This window comes from Pseudomonas reactans, assembly GCF_013387025.1.
GTDB lineage: Bacteria > Pseudomonadota > Gammaproteobacteria > Pseudomonadales > Pseudomonadaceae > Aquipseudomonas > Aquipseudomonas reactans.
In genome coordinates this window covers 127165-150807 of the sequence record NZ_JACAQP010000007.1, presented here as the reverse complement: position 1 = coordinate 150807, position 23643 = coordinate 127165, and the positions used below count along the sequence as shown (strand labels likewise).

Below are 23643 nucleotides of genomic sequence, written 5' to 3'. Positions count from 1 at the left end.
ATCGGCTTAAGCCGCCGTGAACGTCATGGCGGCGCCGTTCATGCAGTAACGCAGGCCGGTGGGTTGCGGGCCGTCATCGAACACGTGCCCTTGGTGACCGCCACAGCGACGGCAGTGGATTTCCTTGCGCACCACGCCGTAGGACGTGTCCCTGCGACTGGCAACGGCGTTATCCAGCGGCTGCCAGAAACTTGGCCAGCCGGTGTGGCTGTTGAATTTGGTGGTCGAGGAAAACAGCGGCAGTGCGCAACCGGCACAGGCGAAGGTGCCGGTACGGTGTTCGTCATTCAGCGCACTGGTGTAAGGGCGTTCGGTGCCCTCCTCGCGCAGGATTTCGTATTGCTCGGCAGTGAGCAGGCTGCGCCATTGCGCGTCGGTGTGGCTCACTTCGAAGGTTTCGGCCGCTTCGGCTTCGGTGACCAGGTCGAGCTGTTTGAGCAGGCCACCGGCCAGGACCGCGACCCCCAGGCCGCCACCGGCCAGGAGTAATTGTCGGCGTGAGTACATGGGGCATTCCTCCATAAGCTTTGAACCCATCCTGAGCCCTGGCCGGTCGCGGAATCCTCACGCAGAGTTAAACAATTCGTGATAACTACACTGTTGCAAAACCCGCACAATGCGCGGACTACAAGCGAAGGTTTCTCTTACATGGATCAGCCAAAACGCGTCCTGGTGGTCGAGGACGATGCCCATATCGCCGACCTGATCTGCCTGCACCTGCGTGATGAACAATTCCAGGTGGTGCACAGCGCCGACGGCACCGAAGGCCTGCGCCTGCTGGAGCAAGGCGGCTGGGACGCGCTGATCCTCGACCTGATGCTGCCCGGCGTCGACGGCCTGGAGATCTGCCGCCGCGCCCGCGCCATGACGCGCTACACACCCATCATCATCACCAGCGCGCGCTCCAGCGAGCTGCACCGCATCCTCGGCCTGGAGCTTGGCGCGGATGACTACCTCGCCAAACCCTTTTCCATGCCGGAACTGGTTGCGCGGGTGAAGGCACTGTTGCGCCGGGTCGACGCCATGGCACGCAACCTGAAGATGGATGCTGGCAGCCTTGATCTCGGCCAATTGTTCATCAACCCGCTGACCCGTGACGCTACCCTGCAAGGCCAGCGCCTGGACCTCACGCCACGGGAATTCGACCTGCTGTACTTCTTCGCCCGCCAGCCGGGCAAGGTGTTCTCACGCATGGACCTACTCAATGCGGTGTGGGGCTACAGCCACGAAGGTTATGAACATACGGTGAACACCCATATCAATCGCCTGCGCGCCAAGGTCGAAACCGACCCGGCCAACCCGGCGCGCATCCTCACGGTGTGGGGTCGCGGCTACAAGTTTGCCGAGAGCCCACCATGAAGCTGACCCTCACCCAACGCCTGTCGGTGGTGTTCGCCGTGTTGTTGCTGATCTGCAGCGGCACCTCGGCCTGGCTGCAAGTGCGTTCCAACCACATGCATGAACTGGAGGTGGTGCAAGGCCTGTCCCGCGACCTGGCGGCGCACATTGCCCGCGACACGCAGTTGATGGATGCCGATGGCCTCAAGCCCGACGCGGTGCGTAATCTGTTCAGCCAGTTGATGCTGGTCAACCCGAGTGTCGAGGTGTACTTGCTCGACATCGACGGCCGTGTGGTCGGCAACGCCGCGCCCAGCGGGCATTTGCTGCGCGAGCAGGTTGACCTCGCACCCGTGCGGCGTTTTCTTGCCGGGTTCATGCTGCCGATCCTCGGTGATGACCCGCGCAGCCTCGATGGCCGCAAGGTGTTCAGCGCGGCGCCCCTCATGGCCGGCGGCCAGCAGACCGGTTTCCTGTACGTGGTGCTGCTCGGTGAGGCTCATGACGTGTATGACGCCAAGGATGCCACCGGCATGGCGTTGAAGATCGCACTGTGGTCCATCGGCCTGGTCGCCCTGCTCTGCTTGATGGCCGGCCTGATTGCGTTCGCCTGGATCACCCGCCCGCTGCGCCAGTTGACCGATAAAGTCGGCCAATTCGACATCAATGGTGCACCCAAAGCGGCTGAACCCGCTGCGCCGGAACTCACCAGCGGCGATGAAATTGCCGTGCTCGATCACGCCTTCGTGCAAATGGAAAACCGCCTGGGCGAACAGTGGCGTGCCATCACCCATCAGGACCAGGAACGCCGCGAAATGGTCGCCAATATCTCCCACGACCTGCGCACGCCATTGGCCTCGCTGCATGGCTATCTGGAAACCCTGTCGCTCAAGGATGCCAGCCTCAGCCCCGAAGAACGCCGCCGTTACCTGGGCATTGCCCTGGACCAGAGCCGCAAGGTTGGCGGTCTGGCCCAGTCATTGCTGGAGCTGGTGCGCTTGGAACATGGCTTTGTCCAGCCGGTGATCGAAGGGTTTTCATTACCTGACTTGGTGCAGGACATCTTCCAGAAATTCGAACTGACCGCCGAAGCACGCGGTATTACGCTCACCGCGACCTTGCCGCCGCAAGTGCCCACGGTGCTGGCGGACCTGGGCCTGATCGAGCGAGTGCTGACCAACCTGCTGGATAACGCCCTGCGCCATACACCGGTGAACGGCGAAATTGAGGTGACGTTGTCGCCGGAACCCAGCGCTGTCGCCGTCACGGTCAGCGACAGCGGCCCAGGCATCGACGCCGAGCTGCGCGAAGGCTTGTTTTTGCGCGCCTTTACCATCGGCGGGGCCCGTCGTGACGGCGGCCTGGGCCTGCGTATCGTGCACCGCATCCTGCAATTGCATGGGCGCAGCATTCGCCTGGTGGATCAGCCCGGTCGAGGGGCGACCTTTACGTTTTCCCTAGAAAGCCGAGCATCAGTGCGTTGACCTGTTGGGCTTGTTCGTTCTGGATCCAGTGACCACAGTTGACCAGCACGTGCGGCTCAAGCTGCGGCACTGAATCCGGCATACGCTTGAGCGTGTGGGCTTCGAAGACACCGACCGGGTCGCGGTCGCCGATCAGGAACAGTGTGGGTTGCAGCACTTTCTGCCCAGCGAGGGACTCGGTGCGTTGCCAGTTGCGTTCGAAGTTGCGATACCAGTTCAGTGGGCCACGAAAACCGTGCTCGGCGAAGGTGTTCACATAAACGTCCAGATCCGCCTGGGAACACCATTGCGGCAATGCACCGGGCGCTGGAACACCTTCAAGCAAGGTCGCGCTTCCCGGCTTTTGCTGTAGAAACACATCCTGGTCCTGCATGAATAAACGCAAGGTGCGCTCGATATCAGCCTCCAGCTCCTGTTCGGCAACGCCGGGTGCCTGGAAGTACAGGATGTAGTTGAAGCGCTCGGCGTACAGCTCGCGCATGATTTCGATCACCGGCCGCCGTGCGCGCCCAGCGAACGGGACCGACATCGTGATCAAGTGCGTGACACGCTCAGGCTCAAGCAACGCCAGGTGCCAAGCCACCACGGCGCCCCAGTCATGGCCGACCATCACCACCTGCGTATGGCCGAAATGGTCCATGGCTTGCTGGATGTCGCCGCACAATGTCAGCAGGTCATAGTCGGCAATTTCAGACGGTGAACTGCTGCCCCCGTAACCGCGCATTTGCGGGGCAAACACCTGATAACCCGCCGCCACAAGCGCGGGAATTTGCTCGCGCCACGAGTGCCAGCATTCCGGGAAACCGTGAAGCAGCCAGATCGGCGCACCCTGGTCGGGGCCCGCACTATGAACACTTAACTCAATACCGTTGACGCTGATGAGGTGCTGGCGCATGGACATGGCCTTTTGAAGGTTTCTCCCAGCGTGGACCATGACTGTTTTAGCCGCCAGCATCATTGACGACAGGAATGACTCAAGCCACCGCCCACCAGCGTGGCAGCAACTGGCGCACCCGAGCCTCGCCAAATCGGTCATCGATCAGCATCACCACACCCTGGTCCTGCTGGCTGCGGATCACCCGACCCGCCGCCTGCACGACTTTCTGGATGCCAGGGTACAGGTAGGTGTAGTCGTAGCCCGCACCGAAGATCGCGCCCATGCGCACTTTCATCTGCTCATTGATCGGGTTCAACTGGGGCAGGCCAAGAGTAGCAATGAATGCACCGATCAAGCGGGTGCCGGGCAAGTCGATGCCCTCACCGAATGCACCGCCGAGCACGGCAAACCCGATGCCCTGGCTGTGCTCCGTGAACTGGTCGAGAAAGGCCTGACGCTCGGCCTCAGCCATGCCGCGTGACTGTTGCCACAGCGTAATGTTTGGATGTTTCTCAGCCAGCAACTGCGCCACTTGTTGCAGATAATCGAAACTGCTGAAGAACGCCAGGTAATTGCCAGGCTGCTGGGTGTACTGGCGGGCGATCAGCTCGACGATAGGCTCCAGCGAGGCCTCGCGATGCACGAAGCGCGTGGAGATTGCATCGACGATGCGTACCTGCAATTGCTCAGCCTTGAACGGCGAATCCACATCGACCCACGCCGTATCCGTCGGCAGGCCCAGCAAATCCGCATAGTAATGACGAGGGCTCAGGGTCGCGGAAAACAGCACGCTGCTGCGGGCGGCCGTCAGCCGTGGGCGAATGAACTCGGCAGGCACCACGTTGCGCAGACACAGGGTCGAGCTGCTGCGTTTACCGCTGAACTGCCGCTTGCTGATATCGAAAATGAAGTGTTCGTTGAACAACTCGGCGACCTTGCCGAATTGCAGTACCTCAAAATAAAAATTTTGCAGGTCGCCGCTGAGAGACTCAGGGTGATCGTTGAAGTATTCGCCCATGGCGCTGGCGCAAAGGCTCAGGGCCTGCAGCAGTTTTTCGGGCCGGGCAGCATAGGCCTGGTACGGCGCGAGCTGGTCCTTGTGCAGCGCGTTCCACTCACGGTTGAGGCGCTGCAAGGGCTTCTTCAAAGGCTCGGGGGCTGTGTCGCGCAGGGTCTTGAGGTGGTACTGGTCAAGGCTGGCGCTGTACATCGAACGGGCTCGTTCGACCAGGTTGTGCGCCTCGTCCACCAACACCGCCGCGCGCCATTGGTTGAGCTGGGCCAGGCCGAACAGCATGGCGCCAAAATCGAAGTAGTAGTTGTAGTCGGCGACCACCAGGTCGGCCCAGCGCGCCATTTCCTGGCTCAGGTAATAGGGGCAAACGTCATGGGCCAGAGCCACGTCGCGCAGGTTGCGCTGGTCCAGCAGGCGCACCTTGGCAGCGGCGATGCGGGCGGCGGGCAAGCGGTCGTAGAAGCCCCTGGCCAACGGGCAGGATTCGCCGTGACAGGCTTTGTCCAGGTGCTCGCAGGCTTTGTCCCGCGCCACCAACTCCAGCACACGCAAAGGCATGTCGGGACTGCTGGCATGCAGCACTTGAGCGGCATCCAGGGCGAGCTTACGACCGGGGGTCTTGGCGGTGAGGAAGAACAGCTTGTCCAGTTGCTGGGGCGCCAGGGCCTTGAGCAATGGGAAGATCGTACCAATGGTCTTGCCGATGCCGGTCGGCGCCTGGGCCATCAGGCAACGGCCGGTGCTGACCGCCTTGTACACCGACTCTGCAAGTGAACGCTGGCCAGGACGGAAACCGGCATGGGGAAACGCCAGGGTTTGCGCGGAGCGGTTGCGCGCTTCGCGGTGCGCCATCTCCTGCTCAGCCCAACCCAGGAACAGCGCGCATTGCTGGTTGAAAAACGGTTCCAGCTCGGTCGCTTGAAAGCGTTGGTTGAGCACCGTCTCGCCTTCGCCGACGATATCGAAGTACACCAGCGCCAGGTCGATCTCTGACAGGTTGAGCTTCTGGCACATCAGCCAGCCATACACCTTGACCTGGGCCCAGTGCAGTTGCCGGTGGTTGGCGGGCTGGGCGTCGAGGTCGCCGCGATAGGTCTTCACTTCCTCCAGACGGTTGGCATCCGGGTCGTAGCCGTCCGCCCTGCCCCGCACCTTGAGCTGCTGGTACTCGCCTTCAAGCGCGACTTCATTCTGGTAGTGCGCGCTGCGCCGGGAGGCGACGGTGCGGTGGCCGACGATGCCTTCCTGGGCGCTGGGCGACGGTGTGAAGCGCAGGTCGAGGTCACCGACCTTGGCCGTGAACTCGCACAGCGCCCGCACGGCAACGTTGTAGCTCAAGCGGATTCTGCCCAGCGCACATAGCAGACGGTCACCGGCATCTGGTATTCGCCGCAGAATTCCAGCCAGCGCAACTGGTTGTCCTGCAAGCGATCTCCAGGCCCTTTGACCTCGATCATGCGGTAGGTTTTTTGCGCCGGCCAGAACTGGATCAGGTCGGGCATACCGGCGCGGTTGGCACGGATGTCCAGCAGCAGCCGTTCAAACCAATAACGCAGGTGTTCGGCGGGCAGGCAGGCCAGGGCCTGCTCCAAGAGGTCTTCACTGAGCAGGTTCCAGAACACGAACGGTGACTGGATCCCCCACTTGTCGCTGTAACGCTGGCGAATGGTGGTTTTGTAGCGTTCGTCCTGCAGTTGCTCGAAACACGCAGCGAACAGCGGTGCACGGCGCTGATGGAAGTCTTCGCTGTGCAGGTCCGCCGGGCCGCGTTGGAACGGGTGGAAAAATGAACCCGGCAGCGGTGTAAAGATCACGTCCCAGCACAGCAGGCCGAACAGTGAATTGATCAGCCCGTTTTCAACGTAGTGCACCGGCCCATCGGGCTCGCTGAGGTGAGCCTGCACGCAATACTCCACCGACATCAGCGGTTCGGGAAGCGCAAGGGCAAGGTCCAGGCGGGTGACCGGGCGTGGCTTCACTTTCGGCAAGGCCGGTTCACCCAGTTTGCGGCGCAGGCGTGGCAGCACACGCAATAAGTGCTGCTGCTCGGCGGCGCTTTCCGGCGCCCGTTGGGCGGCGCTCGCCAGGGCCATGGCCTGGCCGTAGTCCTCTTGGCGCTCCAATACCCGGATCAATCGTGAGCGGGCACCGGGATAGGCACAGCTGCGGTAAATCTGTTCCGCCAACGCCAATTCGGCAATGCGCTCGCAATACTGACCGACCTGGAACAACAGCTTGGCCCGGCGTTTTTCCAGCCAGGGGTTGTCGGTACTCAGGGTTGCGACCCGGGCCAGCACCGCCTCCAGCGCTTCACCGGTTTCGAAGGCCTGCTGGCACTGGTGCAGGAACAGAAAGCCATGCACATCATCCCGGCTGCGCAGGCCACGGGACTCTGCGCAGAACTCGACTTTTTCGTAGGTGTAGATGCCCAGGTCTGCCAGCACGAATTCCGACCAATCCTGATGCAAGTTGCCAAAAAACATCAGTCGCAGGCGGTCGCACAACTCCATCACGGTAAGGCTGTACAGCGTGTCGGCAAGGTCGGGGCACCAAGCGGCAAAACTGCGGCTGTCGGTGAATTGTGCCGCCAGCCCTTCCAGCCAATCGGATTTCTTGCCCTTGGGCTGGTCGATCCAGGGCTTGAACGCGACGAGGATCTCGCCTTTTTGCAGCAGGCCGAACAGCGCTTCAAAGGCCAGCGGGGATTGAGTGTCGACCCAGCCCAATTCAAGCAATGGCGCAGCCGCGGCGTGTGTGCAACCGATCTCCAGGTAATTGAGCTTGCCTGCACGAAAATGCACGCCCTTGCGCATCACCATGCGTACTAAAAGCGCCTGGGAGGGCTGCGGCAACCTGTCAAATTGCTGAATTAAATGCTGTTCGTCTGCGTCGAGTAGATCCGCATAGCGTTGCTCCAGCCAATGCAGGACCTGGCGGAAGTTATGCAGGTAATAAAGCGGGTTTTCGAGGGGGTTGGCCATAGCGCGCAGCGGTCTAATACTGGTTATGCATACAGAGTGCCGTCGCAAATGCCGGGTTGCAATCGATAATAGATAAATGGCGCCTGCAACTTTTTGTATAAAAGTGATCAGATGGGTGTGTCGATGGCGTAACATTTGTTGCCCGCGCCTCTGGCGTGGGACTTTTCAAGGTTAAGGTAAGGGTTATGAACATGAAGAATTTGGGTCTGCCGCTGGTTGCACTCACTTTTCTGGTATTGGCCGGTTGCGCGACGCAAACCGTAGTGACATTGCAAAATGGCACGCAGTATTTGACCAAGGACACCCCAAAAACCAAGACTGCCGATGGCTTCTACGAATTCACCGATATTGCCGGCAAGCGTGTACGGGTCAAGGCGGCTGACGTGGCCACCGTGCGCAAGGCAGACTAATGAATAATAGTGTGGGGGCCAGGCCCCCACACGCCTCCCTCACGCGATAACCATCCCCTCCCCCGACCAGCCACTCACCCCCACAAGCGTTACCGAATCCCCACCGACGCTGATCACCGTATCCCCGCCGTGCTCACGGTAATCCACATTCCCCTGCACATCCTTGAACAGCAGCGTGTCCGTCGACTGATAGCCAATCACCCGGTCCTGCCCGAAATGCCCGCTGAACAAGAAGGTGTTGTGCCCGCTGTTGTCACGGATCGTGTCATTGCCCTTGCCACCCTCGATGAAGTCCGCGCCCTTGCCACCCTGGATCAGGTCATTGCCGTCGCTGCCGATGATGAAGGTATTGCCCTTGTGCGGCTCGGCATTGCGGTTGAGGTCCTGCACCCAGGTGTTGGCCCGCGCCGGGTCGGACAGGTTGGCCACGATCACGGTGGAATCACGGGTCATCTGCTCGTAAAAACCCGATTCGAGCACCCGCGTCAGACCGTCGCCATAGCCCGTGGGCAGATGGGAAACCCAGGTCGGCAGGTTGACGATGGAGAACGGCAGCACATTCCACAGCGTTGAGGCGTAGTGGTCGTTGAAGCTGACGATATTGTCGGTGGTCGACTCATGGGGTTTGTCGTGCACGCCCAGGGACGACAGGTTGAAGGATGAGCCATCCAGCGCACGGAACACCGGGTCGTTTTCGTAGCCGATGTTGAGCACTTTGTCGCCTGCACTCTGGGTGGGCGAGGCGTAGGCCACGTAGTTGGCGTCCTTGTAGAACCCCGCCCACTTGTTGTTGCTCAAGTCGGCCATGCTGTTGACGGCCAGCCCGCCCAGGCTGTGGCCGCTGACCACCACTTCCTTGCCGGTCAAGCCGTGCGCACTGGCGTAGTCGGCGACGTTCTTGAGCAAGCCGCCAAAGGCCTCTCCCGCGTAATTCTTCGCGTAATCCTTGGGGCCGAGCGCCGCCAGCAGGTCGCTGACCAGATCGCCGATGGAGTCGCTGATCAGGCTTTCACGAGGCCCTGAGGTACCCCGAAAACCGATGCCGATTTCCAGCAATTTTCCGGCGTCATCGTACTTGCCCAGTACCTCGACCTGGGCCGTGGTGTAACCCGCCTTTTCGCCGAAAAACGTGCCCCGCGCATCGACCTTGCCACCATAGCCCAGCGCGCTGGCACTGATGGGCGTCCAACCGGCCTTTTGCACGGCCTCCAGCGCGGCTTTTTCCGAATCCGGGTTCCACGGAATGCCAGGGATCACGCCCTGGGAGTTCGTGCTGCCCAGCAGCGCACCGACCAACGTCGCCGGCAAGCCCAGCCCCAGGCCGTTGTGTTGGTAACCCACGGCAAAGCCGTTATCCAGGTTGTGGTAGGAATACAGCGTGATCGCCATGGCATCGGCAAACAACGCTTTGGAGCCCTCGGTGCCGAGGTTTTTATAGTCAAAGATACCCATCGGTAGTGCCTCTCTGTTGTTGGACTTGTCGAGAAAGCCAAACCTGCGGGCACCGGTGGCGCCGACACCCGCAAAGGTCGCTAATCCATCAGAACGCCCAGTCCAGGCTCAAGCCCACGCCATGGACTTTTTCTTTGCTGGCCAGCAGGCCGTTGTAGTCGAAATTGACCCGCGCTTCCTTGCTCAACGCGAGGCTGACCCGCGCGCCAACCAGCGCCGCGTCACGCACCATCGGCGCACTTTCCACCGTAAACGACGGACCGCCCGAGGCAAATGCCAGGTGTTGCTCCGCGTCGGTGCTGCTGAGGTTGTGCTGCCAGCCGAGGGTGCCGGACACCTCCAGTTGCTGGTGGTCGTTCACGTTGAAGGTTTTCAAGGCACGCATGCCCAGGGTGCTCAGCACCAGGTCGCGGGTGTCATCACGACTTTTCAGCGCCGCAGCATCGCCTTTTTCGGTAAACCCATCGCTGTCCAGGTGCACGTAGGCCAGGTTAGCGAACGGCTCCAGGGCCAACGGTTGCAGGTTGATGCGGTAGGCCGCTTCGGTGAACACCTGGGTGCTGCGCGCATCAACCTTGGCTTTTTGCTTGCCGGAGACGTCGCCGTATTGCAGGTCGCGTTTCACGTCTGCGCGGTGCCAGCTGTAAGTGGCACCACCGCTCAGGCGCCAGGCGCCGATCTCATGCCCGGCATAGGCGCCGAAGTGGTAGCTGTCGACCGAAGCACGGGAATGCGTGCCGCTGCCCATGTTCAGTGACGTGTCGCTGTACCCCGCGACCAGGCCGATGCGCGTGGCTTCGTCGAGTGCACCGTCCACCCCGGCGAGCATGCCGCCGATGGACGTGGTGTAGCCGGCGGTATCGCTGCGGCTGTCGGTCTTGCCCCAAGCGCCCAGGGCCTTGACCCACACGTTGCCACGGCTGTCGAGCGTCTCGCTGGAGGCGCCCATCTCGCCATTACGCAGGCGTTCGCCCACGGCTTCGCGCACATAGCGGCTGTCATTCACCAGAGCGGTTTCCAGGGCCGGGTAGATTTCCCCCGACAGTTGTTGGAAAGCACCTTGTGCCGACGCCGCATTTGGCGCTAACAGCAGGCTTTCATACACCGCGTTGCCGGCGCCCAATTGCTCGGCGGCGGCGGCCACGGCGCGCTGGTTGTCGGTGGCGCCCGCGCTGGCAAAACTGTTGGCGTTACGCGCCACGTCCAGTTGCACGCCGTTGGCCGCGTAGTTCAGGTTGCCGCCGAGGAACAGGTAGTTGGGCAGCACCGCGCCAAAGCTGCCGGTAATGCCGCCGGCGGCTTGCAGGATGTTGTACTGGCGCCCGATCAGGCTTTGCGCCTGCGCACCACTGAGCAGCGTCGGGCTGTTTTCCAGCGCGAGGGTCACCGTGCCGCCGTTCAAGGTGGCAGTGCCTCCCGCCACAATGCGGTCGCTGCTGGTGGGCGACAGCTCCACGGCATAGGTCGACCCGGCCTCAAACGTCACATTCCCTGCGACGTTCAAAGTGCCGATGGAGTTGCCCGGTGCCACGGTGCCGCCGTTTTTCGCCAGCAACGAACCGATGCGGCCGGACCCCCCGACTACCCCGCTCTGGCTGACGGTCACCTGCGAAGTGAGCGAGCCATTGATGGCCAGCAGGCCCTGATTGACCAAGGTCGGGCCGCTGTAGGTGTTGGCGCCGGTGAGTACCAGCGTGCCGATGCCCTGTTTGGTCAGGCCGCCGTGCCCGGAGATGTCATTGCTCCACAAGTCCAGCCCGCAATGCACATCGTTGCAGATGCGCTGCGTCGGCTTGCCGGCATCGACCACCGCGCCCACGCCCGGTAAATCCGCGACAAACTGCCCGCTGCCATAGGCGCCGTCGATGCGGAACTCGGCCGGAATATCCTCGGCCGTGACAAACATCCCCGGGCCATTGATCGCCTTGCCCAGGTTGATCATGCCCCAGCCGTACAACGAGTCGATGCCCGGCGCGCCGAGGTCCGTAGCGGTGGTCTTGAGCAGTGTCGAGATCTGGTCGCCGCTCATGTACGGAAAACGCTCCATCAGTACGGCCGCGCTGCCGGCCACGTGGGGCGCGGCCATGGACGTGCCGTTGAAGTTGGCATAGTCGCTGGTGAGGTTGTCCAGGTTGGTGCCATTGATGACAGAACTGTAGATCTTGGTGCCGGGCGCCGACACGCAGAAGCTCGCCGCATAACCGCAACGTGAAGAGAACGTACTGATCACATACGGATCAGCACTCGTGGTATCCGGGTTCTGCTGCAACGCCGCGACGGAGAGCCAGTTGGGTGCGATCTCCGGCACAAAGTACGCCAGCCCGGAAATCGCGTCCGGGTTGTTGCGGTTGTAGTCGTTGCCGGCGGCGAAGATCGTCAGCACGCCGCTGCGGGCCGCGTCGATCGCGCCCTGGTAGGCGCCACCGGCGATGGTTCCGAGGATCGGCCGGATGTTGTTGAATTGTGCCTGTGCTTCGTTGACCGTGAAATTTGGAAATGCCGGGTCGCGCCCGCCCTTGGCGTACTGCTCACCGATGCCGATGCCCCAGCTGTTGTTGATGATCCGCGCGCCGCTGGCGACCAATGCGTCCCAGCCGGCCTTGTACACCGCGCCATCGTTGCCGAGGATGATGCCGTCTTCCGGGCCTGGGTCACCGTTCTCGGCGCTGATGATTTGCGCATCGAAGGCCACGCCGTGCATGGGTCCGCCATCGCGGTTACCCGCTGCAATCCCGCCGACATGGGTGCCATGGTTGCCCAGCTTGCCGTTGGAACCGAGCGACGGCGTGCCGTCGTAACGAAACGCATCGCCGGCCTTCACTGGGATGTACGGGTCGGTGTACTGACGGATGCCCTCGGTGACAATCGTCACCACCTTGCCAGGGCTTGCGAACTCCGGATGCTGGGCATACACCGGCTGGTCAAAGATCCCCAGCTTGACGCCCTTGCCGGTGTAGCCGGCGGCGTACGCGGTATCGGCATGCACGGCGCCCAGGCCCCAGTCGGCCTTGAACTCATTGCTGCGCCAACTGGCGGCATCGCCCAGTTTGCCGGTTTCCACATAGGGTGCGGCCTGGGCGGTTCCCAGGCTTGCCAGGCTTGCCAGGCAACACAGCAACGCACCGTATGGCGCGCTGCGGCTGGCCTTGAGCGGGTAGCCCAAGGCGGTGTGGATGGCGGTAGTTAACCCTGACTTGCGTGTTTTCACGGTGACCTTCCTTAGTTTTCTTATTGCACAGGTGTAAATCGCTTCAGAACTGCCAGTTGAGGCTCAACCCCACCCCCTGGGTTTTCTCGCGTCCGCCCAATTGGCCGCTGTAATCAAGGTTGACCCGCGTGGCCGGGCTCAGCGCCAGGCTGGCCTGCACGCCGACCAGCGCGGCATCGCGCAGTAACGGCGAACTGCGCACGGCAAATGACGGCCCGCCTGCGACAAATGCCAAGTGTTCTTCGGATTCAACAGCGGTGAGGCTGTGTTGCCACCCCAGCGAGCCGGAAAGCTGCAACTGCTGGTGGTCATTGAGGGCAACGGTTTTCAGGGCACGCACGCCAAGCGTGCTGAGCACGGCGTCCCGCTGATCGCTGCCACGTTCCAGGGCCGCGGCATCGCCTTTTTCATGGAACCCATCACTGTCCAGGTGCACATAGGCCAGGTTGGCGAAGGGCTCCAGTGCCAACGGTTGCAGGTTGATCCGGTAGGCCGCCTCGGTGAACAGTTGCGCGGTGCGCGCCTCCAGCTTGGTGTTTTGTTTGCCACTGACAGCGCCGTAGTGCAGGTCGCGCTTCACGTCACCGCGATGCCAGCTGTAGGCGCCACCGGCACTGACGCGCCAATCGCCCAGCTCGCGCCCGGCGTACGCACCGACGTGATAACTGTCGATGGACGCCGAGGAATGCGTGCCGCTGCCCATGTTCAATGAGCTGTCGCTGTAACCGGCGACCAGGCCCAAACGCGTTTGCTCGTCCAGCGCGCCATCGACGCCGCCCAACAGACCACCGAGGGATGTGGTGGAACCCGCCGTCTCGCTGCGGCTGTCGGTCTTGCCCCAGGCGCCAAGTGCCTTGAGCCACAGGTTGCTTTCAGCGGCAACCGGCACATGGCGCAAGCGCTCACCCACCGCGTCGCGCAATTGCAGGCTGTCGTTGATGAGCATGGCGCCGATCGCCGGGTAGATTTCACCGGACAACTGCTGCAAGCCTTGTTGCGCGACCGCAATGGAGTCCGATTGCAGCAGGCTTTCGTACACCGGGTTGCCCGCGCCCAATGGCTCGGCGGCCGCAGCTACGTTGCGTTGGTTGCGCGTCGCCGCGACGCTGGCGAAGGTGGCGTCATTGCGGACCACGTCCAACTGCACGCCGTCGGTGGCATAAGCCAGGGTTCCACCGAGGAACAGATAATCGGGCAACACCTGGCCAAACTGACCCTGGATGCCGCCAGCCGCCTGGAGGATGCTGTACTGGCGACCGATCAGGCTTTGTGCCTGTGCGCCGCTGAGCAGGGTCGGACTGTTTTCCAGCGCCAGGGTGACGTTGCCACCGCCCAGGATCGCCTTGCCGCCGGCGACGATACGGTCGCTGCTGGTAGGCGTAAGTTCCACCGCATACGTCGAACCTGCCCCCAGGTTCACGTCGCCCGCCACCTGCAAGGTGCCTACGGAATTGCCCGGCGCCACACGGCCGCCCTGGTTGACCGACAGCGCGGCAATCCGCCCGGAACCGCCCAGGGTGCCGCTGCTGTTGACGGTCACCGCAGACGTCAGCGACCCGTTCACCGCCAGCAGCCCGCCGTTGACGGTGGTCACCCCGCGATAGGTACTGTCGCCGCTGAGTACCAGCGTGCCCGCGCCGGACTTGATCAGGCTGCCTTCATAGATCCGCGACGCGGCCGCTTGATCGCGTGCGGTGCCGACGGCGTAGTCCGTTTGATCCTGCTGGCTGGCAGTGGCGCCCACGCCGTTTTGCCAGCCCTTGTCGATCAGGGTCTGTTGCCAGGCGCTGTGCTCGGCAGTGTCTTCGGCCTGGCGCTGCAGCAAGGCCTGGTCGGAGATGCCGTTACTCCAGACATCGCCCTGCCCGGCCGCGAGGCTGACGTTCATCGGTCCGAGTAACTGCCCCGGTCCGTGCATCGCCCGTCCCAGGTCCGGTACGCCCCAGCCTACGCTGGTGGTGGGCGCCTGGGTGATGGAACCATCAAGCTGCGTGGCGGTGGTCAACAACACCTGCAATGCCTGCTCGTTGGTCATATAGGGGTAGCGCTCCATCACCAGTGCCAACGCGCCGGTAGCATGGGGCGCCGACATCGAGGTGCCGGATTTCACGCCGTAGGCGCCATCGGGAATGGTGCTGTTGATCAACGCACCGGGGGTGGAGATGCACCAGTATTTGGCAATGCCGCACTGGTTGTATTTCTGGTTGTTGGCCTTGTCCAGCCCCGACACCGCCAGCCAGTGCCCTTCCAATTCCGGCTGGAAATACGGCAACGCCGAGCGCACGCTGGCATTCGCGTAACCACTGTTGCCGGCGCTGAAGACATTGATCACACCGGCCTTGGCCACGTCCGCCGCCGCATCCAGCCAGGTGCCCTGGTTGTAGTGCTGGGCGTAGGCCGCGTGCAGGTCGCCGAGGGTCCGGTAACTGACGTCCTTGGGCTGGCTGCCCCAGCTGTTGTTGATCGCCCGCACACCGGAGTCCACCAAGGCGCTGTACACCGCCTTGAAGTATTTGGGATCAGGCGTCGGGCCAAACAGGAAGCTGTCGTTGGCGTTGGTATTGCCCACGTAGAGTTGCGCGTTGTACGCCACGCCGTGCATGCCCACGCCGTCGCGGGCGGCGCCCATGGTGCCGGTGACATGGGTGCCGTGGGAGTCATTGTTGGGGTTCAGCGCACCGGTGGTGCTGAAGGGACGGCCATCCACGTAACTGCCGCTGGCGGTGACGGCGTGATAGCGGTCTTTGGAGGCTTCCGGGTGGTCGGGATCGAAGCCTGAATCCAGCGCACCGATCTTTACCCCGCTGCCGGTGATGTTGGCGGCATAGGCTTCATCCGCCTTCATGCGCCCTAGCCCCCAGTCACTCTGGAATTCGGCGGAACGCCAACTGGCGGCGTTCCCCGGTTGACCGGTCTCGGTATAGGCCGCCTGCGCCGCAACGGACAACAGCAGCAAGGAACCGGCGGTAAAGGGTTTGAAACGGGGCGAATCGGTGATCATCGAAACCATCCTTATTGTTGTTATGGCGGCTTATTTCATGGGGCCAAAGGCCTCATCGACTTTTGCCAGGTCGGTGTCCCGCAGGTTGCCGGCGTAGTAATGCAACTTGGTCCATGCCATCAGGTAGTCGTAGCGCGCTTGCGCGAGGTCGCGGCGGGTGCTGTAGAGCTGCTGCTCGGCGTTGAGTGCATCGAGGTTGACCCGCTCGCCGCCGAGGATGCTCTGCTTCGTCGACACCACCAGCGCCTCGGCCGATACCAACGCCTTCTGGTACGCACGCAACTTGCTCACCCCCGACAAACAGGCGCTGAACTGCCGACGCAGTTCGATCAGGGTTTCGCGGGTCTTGCCCTCCAGTTCGTACTCGGCCTGCTCCATGGCACGGCTGGCCTGGCGGGTGGATGCGGAGATGCCGCCACCGGCATACAGCGGCACGCTCACTTCAACGCCGATGGTGTTGGTGTCATAGCGCTGGTTGTAGGTGTTGCCGCTGTCGGATTCCTGCTGACGGGAACTGGCATAGGCCGTGACCTTGGGCAAATGCCCGGCGCGGTTGCGCTCCACTTCAAAGCGCGCCACTTCCAGGGCCTGGCGCTGCGAGGCCAGCGTGGGGTTGTTGCTGATCGCCAGTTCGTGCCAGGTGTCGTAGTTGGCCGGGGTCAGGGTGAAGGCGGCAAAGCCCTGGTTCAGCGGGGCCAGGTCGTGGATGTTGACGCTTTGCACGCCGATCAGTGCGCCCAGCTCCCGCAGGGACGCGTCCTGTTCATCCAAGGCCTGGATCTCTTCGGCGGTGGCCAATTCGTAACGGGATTCGGCTTCCAGAATATCCGTGCGAGTGCCCTCGCCTTGCTGGAACAAATGCTGGTTCTGCTGGAACTGTTGCTCGAACGCCTTCTTCTTTGCGCGAGCAATGTCGATCTGGTCCTGGGCGAACAATGCCTGGGTGTAATACGTCAGCACCCGCACCAGCAGCGCCTGGCTCTTGTCGCGAAAGCTTTCATCGGCAAATAGCGCCTGGGCCACGCCCTTGCGGTAGTTGGCGTAGGCCTCATAGTCGAACAGCGGCTGTTGCAGGCTGAAGGTGGAGCCATAGCTGTTGTAGTTGCGGTCGTCGCGATAGCTACCGCCGCGCCCATCAGGCAAGTGGGCCTCGGAATTGTTGCGCCCCTTGTTGTAGTTGTACGACAGCTTGGGCAGCAGCCCGGCGCGGCCGATGGCGCGGTTTTCCAGGCCGGCGTCGCGCTCCTTGATGGCACCGAGGAACACCGGATCGTTACGCAAAGCCTGCTCGTACACGTCGAACGGCCCCATGGCGGCCTGGGCACTCGCGCTGGTCAACAGCAAGGCGATAAACACGTGCTTCATGTCTATTCCTCGGTCAATGCGGAGCCGGCGCGGTCCAGCAGCGGCTTGAACAGGTAATTGAGCAGCGAGCGCTCGCCGGTGCGCACAAACATCTCGGCGGGCATACCCGGTTTGATCACCAGGCCGTGAAGTTTTTCCAGCGCCGCTTCACTGACCGTGGTGCGCAGCACGTAATAGGCCGCGCCGGTTTTTTCATCGAGCATCTGGTCGGCGGAAATCAGGCTGACCTCGCCCGGCACACGCGGTGTGCGGCTTTGGTTGAAGGCGGTGAACAGAATGTCGACCGGCAGGTGCGTGCCGACCTTGTCGACCAAATGCACCGGCAAACGCCCTTCCACTTCCAGGCGCGTGTCCTGGGGCACGATCTCCAACAGGGTTTCACCCGCGCGCACCACGGCGCCTTCGGTGTGCACGCTGAGATTGACCGCGATGCCATCCGCCGGGGCGTTGATTTCGCTGTGTTGCAGGTCGAACCCGGCCGAGGTGAGTTGTTGTTCCAGAGTCAGGCTACGCAGTTGTGCGTCGGCCAACTGGCTGCGGACCTCCTTTTGGTATTCCTCGCTGTGCTGTTGCAGCTTGAGGCGCGATTCGAGGATGCCCTGTTCGACACGGCCACTTTCGCCGGTGTTTTGCGCCAGGTCCTGTTGCACTTGGGACAACTGCCGTTGGTAGTCCATCAGCCGGTTGCGCGGGATGTAGCCGTTGTCGGCCAAGGGTTGCAGATTGCTCAGTTGATCACGCAGGGACTGCGCCTGGGCGGTCAGGTCGCTGCGGGCGCGGCGCATGCCGCCCAACTGCGCGGAGGCGCCGTCGATATTGGCGCGGATACCGGCCTGCTCACGGGCAAAGGCTTCGCGACGGCTGCTGAACAATTGGCGCTGGCCTTCCAGCACCAGTGCCAGGGCCGGGTCAGGATTGGCGCTGAGTTCGGTGGGAAAGGTGATGCTGGCCTGGTTGTCACGCTCGCTCTGCCAGCGCGCCACACTGGCCCAGGCCATGCGGTATTGGGCTTGCAGGGATTGCACGTCGGCCTGGTGCTGGGTCTGGTCGAGGCGGAACAACGGCTGGCCTTGTTTTACAAGCTCGCCCTCCTTCACCAGAATCCGGCTGACCACGCCGGAACTGAGGGTTTGCACCGCCTTGCGCTTGCCCGACACCACCACCGTGCCTTGTACGGGAATGCCCTGGTCCAGCGGCGCCAGGCTCGCCCACAGGAAGAAGCCACCGGCACCGACCACCGTCAGCAACCAGCCCATGCGAGCGAAAAAATTGGCGTCGTGTTCTTTGAAGCGGGGTTCTACAGTGAGGCTGCTCATGCGCCTGGATTCCTTCCGGCCTGGTACTGACGACTGAAACTCACGCCCGGTTTTTCCTTGGGAGCTTCCTGCTGACCGGACAACGCCCGCAGCACTTCCTGGCTCGGGCCGAATGCCTGCAGATGCCCTTCGCTGAGCACCAGCAGCTTGTCGGCCTGGGCCAGCGCCGACGAACGATGGGTGACCAACACCACACTGCTGCCCTGGGCTTTCATCTGCACGATGGCGCTGGCCAGCGCGGCTTCGCCGACGGTGTCGAGATTGGAATTGGGCTCATCCAGCACGATCAGGCGCGGCCCGCCATACAGGGCGCGGGCCAACGCCACCCGCTGTTTCTGGCCGCCGGACAGGCCGCCGCCGTTGTCACCCAGCACCGTGTCGTAGCCCTGGGGCAAGCGCAGGATCAGTTCATGCACGCCAGCCTGCTGCGCGGCCTGCACCACCTGCTCAGGGTCGGCCTCGCGAAAGCGGGCAATATTGTCGGCAATGCTGCCGCTGAACAGCTCGATGTCCTGGGGCAGATAGCCGATGTGGGGGCCGAGGTCATCGCGGTCCCAGCGATGAATGTCCGCGCCATCCAGGCGCACCGTTCCGGCCAGCGTCGGCCAGACGCCCACCAGCACACGGGCCAGGGTGGATTTTCCGGAGCCCGATGCGCCGAGCACACCGAGCACTTCACCCGCGCCCAGGTTGAAACTGACCTGATGCAAGGTCGCCACCCGCCGCCCCGGCGGGCCTGCACTGACCTGTTCGAAGCTGACCTGGCCTTTGGGCGCCGGCAGCTTCATCTGCTCCACCTCCGGGGGAAACTCGCGCAACAAATCATCCAGCCGCTGGTAGGCCAGCTTGGCCGAGCTCCATTGCTTCCATACCGCAATCAACTGGTCGATGGGGCTGAGCACCCGGCCCATCAGGATGGAACCGGCGATCATCATCCCGGCGGTCATATCGCCTTTGATCACCAGCAACGCCCCCAGCCCCAGCACCAGCGATTGCAGGCACAGGCGCAGGGATTTGCTCAGGGAAGTTACCACCGAGCCGGTGTCACTGGCCTGATTCTGCAAGCCGAGAAACTGCGAATGCACCGCAAACCAGCGCTGGCGCAGCGCACCGAGCATGCCCATGGCCTGGATGGTCTCGGCATTGTGCAAGTGGCTGGTGGCCAGTTGCGTGGATTGCTGGGAATAACCACTGGCTTCGCCCAACGGCTTTTTGGTCAAGTATTCATTCAGGCATGCGAGGCCGATCAACAGCACAGCGCCCGCGGTGGCCAGCACACCGAGCCACACGTTGAACAGGAAGATCACAAACAGATAAATGGGAAACCACGGCGCGTCGAAAAACGCGAACAACGCAGGCCCCGTGATGAATTGGCGAATATGGGTCAGATCGCCCAAGGACTGCCCGGCATGCCCCTGCCCGCGTTGCAGGTTGCGTTCAAACGCGGCCTTGTACACGCGCAAGTTGAAACGCCGCTCCAACTGGCTACCGATGCGGATCACGATAAAACTGCGAATCACCTCAAGCGTGCCAATGAACGCAAAGAAGCCCACCACCATCAGCGTCAACATCACCAAGGTGGTTTCATTCTGGGAGGACAGCACGCGGTCGTACACTTGCAGCATGTAAATCGACGGCACCAGCATCAGCAGGTTAATCAATGCCGTGAAACAGCCAACACTGATCAAAATACTTTTGTATTCACCCAGCGCCTTGAATAACGGCGCGACGGCATGGAACTTTGCCATGGTTTCTGATCTTCCTTGAAGCAAATTGCGCGCAATAGTTGCCCCAGCCCCGAACAACGGAGCGGCCAACTAATACATTCAGTTATTAACTTATAACGACAACTAAGGTGTGCGTTGCAATACAACTTCCAGACCCGTCGGGGTGCGGCCTTTATATTCGCCTGCCTGCTCTCGGTTGAGGTGGGTTATCCCGCTGCCTTCGGCATTCATCAGCCAGATGCCATCGGGTGTCGGCGTCCAGGTCAGGGGTTTTTCGCCGAGCCACTGTGCGACACAAGCGGTGTCGCCACCCACGGCATTCGCCTGCTCCAGCAGCTCCAGCGCGCACACCTGATCCTGCTGGTGCAACTGCCAATGCCCAGCCAACTGGGCGGTGGTGGGTAATACAAGACTGCTCGCCATGACGTGGGCTCCTGCCGACACGAACATCACCTGCAACACGCGGGTGATCATTTTGTAAAAACGCTGCATCTGCCCTGCTCCATGGGTAAAGCGCGGCGCCGAAACGCCGCGCCCGTGCATTACGCCACGATGTCGCTGACGGCTGCCTGGCCGACGGTGGTGACGAGGAAGTCCGCCACGCCGTGCCCGGAGAAGTCCACTGCCAAGGTGCCCAGGTTGGTGCCTGCGGCGTAGGTCAGCACAGCATCGCCGGCATGCCCGGTGAAGGCATTGACGAAGGTCAGGCCTGCGCCCTTGGTAATGCCCGACAGGTCGATCTTGTCCGAACCCGAGGTAAAGTCAAAGATCTTGTCCGCAGCGCCCGGCTTCGAATCGGAGCTGGCACCAAACACAAAGGTGTCGTTGCCTGCGCCGCCCCACAGCTGGTCAGCACCGCCGCCACCGTAGATGAGGTCATTGCCGGCCCCACCCTTGATCACGTTGGCCGCGTTGTTGCCAATGATCAAGTCATTGCCCGAACCACCGAAGGCGTTCTCGACGGTCACGCCCTTGGCGATGGACACGTTGCCCACCAGGCCGCCAACGTCGGAGAACGACGTTTCATTGAGGTTGATCTTCTGGTTCTGGGTGAAACCGGAGAAGTCCAGGGTGTCGTTACCACCGCCGTCCCACACCGAGAACACCAGCTTGTCGGCGTTCGAGGTGGCGCTGAGGAAATCACGCCCGGTGTTGGAGTTGAAGCCGTAGGTGGTGTCGCCGGCGCGGGTGTTGTAGTTGGCGCCGTAGAGCTTCTGGATCGCTGCGATGTCGTCGATCAGCGGGCCGGATGCGTAAGCCTCGACGCCGCCCTTGCTGAAGTTCTGGTTGGTGTTGCTCTCGCTCCAGTAACTCATGACGCTGTAGCCGCGCGTGTCCTGTCCATAGTCCGCGTCTTTGTAGGAAGGGTTGCCGGTCCCGGCGTTGTAGTCGCCAGGGTGGTCCAGGCCCAGGGTATGCCCGATTTCGTGGGTCAGGGTCTGCCGGCCGTAGTTGTTCAGGTCCGGCGTCTTGTTTGGCGTGTAGCTGCTGTTGGTCAGGTACCAGGAGGTGCCGTCCAGGCCACTCTGGTGGTACTTGTCGTTGGTGCCCGGCAGGTAGGCAAACGCGGCCGCGCCGTCCTGGCCCCCGCTGTAGTTGCCGAAGGTCATGTGGAAGTCACCGCCCGAGGCTTTCTCGGTGAAGGTCACATTGGCCACATCCGCCCAGGATTGCATGGCCAGTACGGCCTGTGCTTTCTGCTGGGTGTTGAACTGGCTGAACCCGGTGATGCCATGTTTGTTCATGGTTGCCGAGGACGCCGAGGTGAGGAAGGTGTAGGTCAGATCGATCTTGCCGTTGCCATCCAGGTCACGATAGGCCGCATTTTCACGCAACAGGTGGTCAGCCGCCTGGTCCACGGAAAACGAGGGTTTACCGTTGACCGTGAGGTTGCCGCCACGGTCATACAGATGGCTGAAGCTATCGATTTGCGAGTAAGCGGTACTGGCTTGCGCCGCCGACACGATAGCCTTGTCTTTTACTTTTGACATAAACGTACTTCCTTGTTTGCAAGTGCATCAGTCTTTGTTCGATAGGAACCTCGCGGGCGAGATCGTCCTATCACTCGCCTCTTTTGAAGGCGTAAGAAAACTGACACAACTTGAAATCTTTCGTCTACATCTTTTCCTGCACTAAAAACGGGCAAGCAAACAACTGAAACAAGTTCAGCGCCGTGTTTGTTGGCCAGTATTGGTTTTCGCCCAGCAAAAAGGCTGCGCGATTATTTAAATATTAAATAGGACTAACGCCGCTCAAGTTGAGCGGCGCGGTTAATTAATGGATCCAATATATTGGCAGGGTGTCATTGGCAACATTAAACAGCCACTACTTGTATTAATAACTTCGCTTGCCCCCTATTGCCGGGACACACTCCAGCCAGTCTTGCGCAATACCTCCAGCACTGTTTCGCCCTTAAGGCCGGGTACCAGAACGCCGTGGTCAGTGAGCATGTCCTCTCCCGCCAGGATGGCATTGATGATCGCCTCTTCCACCGCTTCCGCCGCCGCGCTGAACAGCGGCGAAATGTGGTCGTTGTTGACCATCTGCAACGCACTGCTGAACGGCAGGCCCTTGCGTCCATAATCCGCTGGCGGCAGATCCTGGTTACCCGTGGCAAAGGCCAGGAACAGGTCACCACTGGAGTCCTCAGTGCCGCCACCGGTACGTGCGATGCCGATGGACGCACGTTGCGCCAGGCGCTGGCACTGGTGCGGCAACAGCGGTGCGTCGGTGGCCAGGATTACCACGATCGAACCCATGCCCGGCGTGCCTTGCTCAGCGAACGGTGAAGGAATCTCCATCAACTGGCGCCCCACCGGGTAGCCATCCACCCGCAGCTCCTGGCGTTTGCCATGGTTGGCCTGCACCAACACGCCGACGGTCCAGCCGCCCTGCTCGGCCGGCAGGCGCCGCGAGGCCGTGCCGATGCCACCCTTGAACTCATGGCAGATCATGCCGGTGCCACCGCCGACCGCGCCTTCCTGCACCGGGCCGGTTTCGGCATTGTCCACGGCTTCGCGCACATGCTCGGGGCCGACGTGCTGGCCCCAGATATCGTTGAGCAGGCCGTCATAGGTTTCCATCACCACCGGCATGCACCAGTACACCGCTGGGTCCGCCAGGCGCTCGCGCTCCAGGGCGATCAGGCTGTCGCGCACAATGCCGATGCTGTGGGTGTTGGTGATGGCCAGCGGCGTGGTCAACAGCCCCGCTTCGTTGATCCACTCAAGGCCGGTGGCGTCGCCATTGCCATTGAGCACGTGGTAGCCGGCGAAGCACGGTTGCTGGCGGGCTTCTCCGGCGCGTGGCTGGATGACGCTGACGCCGGTACGCACGTGCTTGCCGTCGATAAGCGTCTTGATCGTGCTGTGCCCGACCCGAACACCGGGCACATCGGTGATGGCGTTCCACTCACCGGGCGTACCCAGCCCCAACGTGATGCCCAATTGACGTGCGCGCATAACCACTC

16 protein-coding genes are annotated in these 23643 nt (G+C 62.0%); 3 read left to right on the top strand and 13 right to left on the bottom strand.

Features of this window, described 5'->3' with window-relative positions:
• Window positions 1–6: 6 nt before the first annotated feature.
• Window positions 7–507 carry a peptide-methionine (R)-S-oxide reductase MsrB gene (gene msrB / locus HX793_RS09705; RefSeq protein WP_016975676.1) on the bottom strand — a complete coding sequence of 167 codons (501 nt, stop codon included), beginning with the start codon at window positions 505–507 and terminating at the stop codon, window positions 7–9.
• Window positions 508–648: 141 nt separating this feature from the next.
• Between msrB and HX793_RS09700 the strand changes: the two genes are divergently transcribed.
• Both HX793_RS09700 and HX793_RS09695 read left to right on the top strand, forming a co-directional pair.
• A complete protein-coding gene (locus HX793_RS09700; protein WP_016975675.1) occupies window positions 649–1359 on the top strand; it encodes a response regulator transcription factor in 711 nt (236 codons plus the stop codon).
• Complete coding sequence (locus HX793_RS09695) at window positions 1356–2822, top strand: sensor histidine kinase (protein WP_177049473.1); 1467 nt, start codon at window positions 1356–1358, stop codon at window positions 2820–2822. Before HX793_RS09700 ends, HX793_RS09695 begins: the two co-directional genes overlap by 4 nt.
• Here the strand turns inward: HX793_RS09695 and HX793_RS09690 are convergent.
• From HX793_RS09690 to HX793_RS09680, 3 genes are all read right to left on the bottom strand, one after another.
• On the bottom strand, window positions 2785–3717 hold the full coding sequence (locus HX793_RS09690) for an alpha/beta fold hydrolase (RefSeq protein ID WP_256349164.1): 933 nt from the start codon (window positions 3715–3717) through the stop codon (window positions 2785–2787). The genes HX793_RS09695 and HX793_RS09690 overlap by 38 nt on opposite strands.
• A 79-nt stretch (window positions 3718–3796) precedes the next feature.
• Window positions 3797–6052 (bottom strand): ATP-dependent DNA helicase, encoded by a 2256-nt coding sequence (locus HX793_RS09685; protein ID WP_177096275.1) that lies wholly within the window; start codon window positions 6050–6052, stop codon window positions 3797–3799.
• Window positions 6049–7695, bottom strand: a complete 1647-nt coding sequence (locus HX793_RS09680; protein ID WP_177096277.1) for a VRR-NUC domain-containing protein — start codon at window positions 7693–7695, stop codon at window positions 6049–6051. The genes HX793_RS09685 and HX793_RS09680 overlap by 4 nt, the downstream gene beginning before the upstream one ends.
• Window positions 7696–7880: 185 nt before the next feature.
• Here HX793_RS09680 and HX793_RS09675 point away from each other — a divergent pair, with 185 nt between their 5' ends.
• Complete coding sequence (locus HX793_RS09675; protein ID WP_016977605.1) at window positions 7881–8105, top strand: YgdI/YgdR family lipoprotein; 225 nt, start codon at window positions 7881–7883, stop codon at window positions 8103–8105.
• 39 nt (window positions 8106–8144) lie between these two features.
• Here HX793_RS09675 and HX793_RS09670 read toward each other — a convergent pair whose 3' ends face one another.
• From HX793_RS09670 to HX793_RS09630, 9 genes are all read right to left on the bottom strand, one after another.
• Window positions 8145–9557 carry a polyurethane esterase gene (locus tag HX793_RS09670; protein WP_177049468.1) on the bottom strand — a complete coding sequence of 471 codons (1413 nt, stop codon included), beginning with the start codon at window positions 9555–9557 and terminating at the stop codon, window positions 8145–8147.
• Window positions 9558–9645: 88 nt separating this feature from the next.
• Entirely contained in the window at window positions 9646–12765 is a 3120-nt protein-coding gene (locus HX793_RS09665) for an autotransporter serine protease (protein ID WP_177096279.1), read from the bottom strand.
• Between the two features lie 43 nt (window positions 12766–12808).
• Window positions 12809–15766 (bottom strand): autotransporter serine peptidase EprS, encoded by a 2958-nt coding sequence (eprS, locus tag HX793_RS09660; protein WP_177096281.1) that lies wholly within the window; start codon window positions 15764–15766, stop codon window positions 12809–12811.
• Between the two features lie 30 nt (window positions 15767–15796).
• The gene (locus HX793_RS09655; RefSeq protein ID WP_177059019.1) at window positions 15797–17131 is read right to left on the bottom strand and encodes a TolC family outer membrane protein; all 1335 of its coding nucleotides are present in this window, start codon (window positions 17129–17131) and stop codon (window positions 15797–15799) included.
• A 2-nt stretch (window positions 17132–17133) separates the two neighbouring features.
• Window positions 17134–18447 (bottom strand): HlyD family type I secretion periplasmic adaptor subunit, encoded by a 1314-nt coding sequence (locus tag HX793_RS09650; protein ID WP_177049444.1) that lies wholly within the window; start codon window positions 18445–18447, stop codon window positions 17134–17136.
• Window positions 18444–20195 carry a type I secretion system permease/ATPase gene (locus HX793_RS09645; protein ID WP_177049442.1) on the bottom strand — a complete coding sequence of 584 codons (1752 nt, stop codon included), beginning with the start codon at window positions 20193–20195 and terminating at the stop codon, window positions 18444–18446. Before HX793_RS09645 ends, HX793_RS09650 begins: the two co-directional genes overlap by 4 nt.
• A gap of 102 nt (window positions 20196–20297) precedes the next feature.
• A complete protein-coding gene (locus HX793_RS09640) occupies window positions 20298–20666 on the bottom strand; it encodes an AprI/Inh family metalloprotease inhibitor (protein WP_177049440.1) in 369 nt (122 codons plus the stop codon).
• A 50-nt stretch (window positions 20667–20716) separates the two neighbouring features.
• The gene (locus HX793_RS09635; RefSeq protein WP_095016189.1) at window positions 20717–22165 is read right to left on the bottom strand and encodes a serralysin family metalloprotease; all 1449 of its coding nucleotides are present in this window, start codon (window positions 22163–22165) and stop codon (window positions 20717–20719) included.
• A gap of 363 nt (window positions 22166–22528) precedes the next feature.
• Complete coding sequence (locus tag HX793_RS09630; protein WP_177096283.1) at window positions 22529–23635, bottom strand: DmpA family aminopeptidase; 1107 nt, start codon at window positions 23633–23635, stop codon at window positions 22529–22531.
• Window positions 23636–23643 lie beyond the last annotated feature (8 nt).

Coding starts and splice junctions, on each gene's coding strand:
- HX793_RS09655 (WP_177059019.1), bottom strand. CDS start 17,131: ATGAAGCACGTGTTTATCGCCTTGCTGTTGACCAGCGCGAGTGCCCAG.
- HX793_RS09650 (WP_177049444.1), bottom strand. CDS start 18,447: ATGAGCAGCCTCACTGTAGAACCCCGCTTCAAAGAACACGACGCCAAT.
- HX793_RS09680 (WP_177096277.1), bottom strand. CDS start 7,695: ATGGCCAACCCCCTCGAAAACCCGCTTTATTACCTGCATAACTTCCGC.
- HX793_RS09670 (WP_177049468.1), bottom strand. CDS start 9,557: ATGGGTATCTTTGACTATAAAAACCTCGGCACCGAGGGCTCCAAAGCG.
- HX793_RS09700 (WP_016975675.1), top strand. CDS start 649: ATGGATCAGCCAAAACGCGTCCTGGTGGTCGAGGACGATGCCCATATC.
- HX793_RS09635 (WP_095016189.1), bottom strand. CDS start 22,165: ATGTCAAAAGTAAAAGACAAGGCTATCGTGTCGGCGGCGCAAGCCAGT.
- eprS (WP_177096281.1), bottom strand. CDS start 15,766: ATGATCACCGATTCGCCCCGTTTCAAACCCTTTACCGCCGGTTCCTTG.
- HX793_RS09640 (WP_177049440.1), bottom strand. CDS start 20,666: ATGCAGCGTTTTTACAAAATGATCACCCGCGTGTTGCAGGTGATGTTC.
- HX793_RS09630 (WP_177096283.1), bottom strand. CDS start 23,635: ATGCGCGCACGTCAATTGGGCATCACGTTGGGGCTGGGTACGCCCGGT.
- HX793_RS09690 (WP_256349164.1), bottom strand. CDS start 3,717: ATGCGCCAGCACCTCATCAGCGTCAACGGTATTGAGTTAAGTGTTCAT.
- HX793_RS09695 (WP_177049473.1), top strand. CDS start 1,356: ATGAAGCTGACCCTCACCCAACGCCTGTCGGTGGTGTTCGCCGTGTTG.
- msrB (WP_016975676.1), bottom strand. CDS start 507: ATGTACTCACGCCGACAATTACTCCTGGCCGGTGGCGGCCTGGGGGTC.
- HX793_RS09675 (WP_016977605.1), top strand. CDS start 7,881: ATGAACATGAAGAATTTGGGTCTGCCGCTGGTTGCACTCACTTTTCTG.
- HX793_RS09645 (WP_177049442.1), bottom strand. CDS start 20,195: ATGGCAAAGTTCCATGCCGTCGCGCCGTTATTCAAGGCGCTGGGTGAA.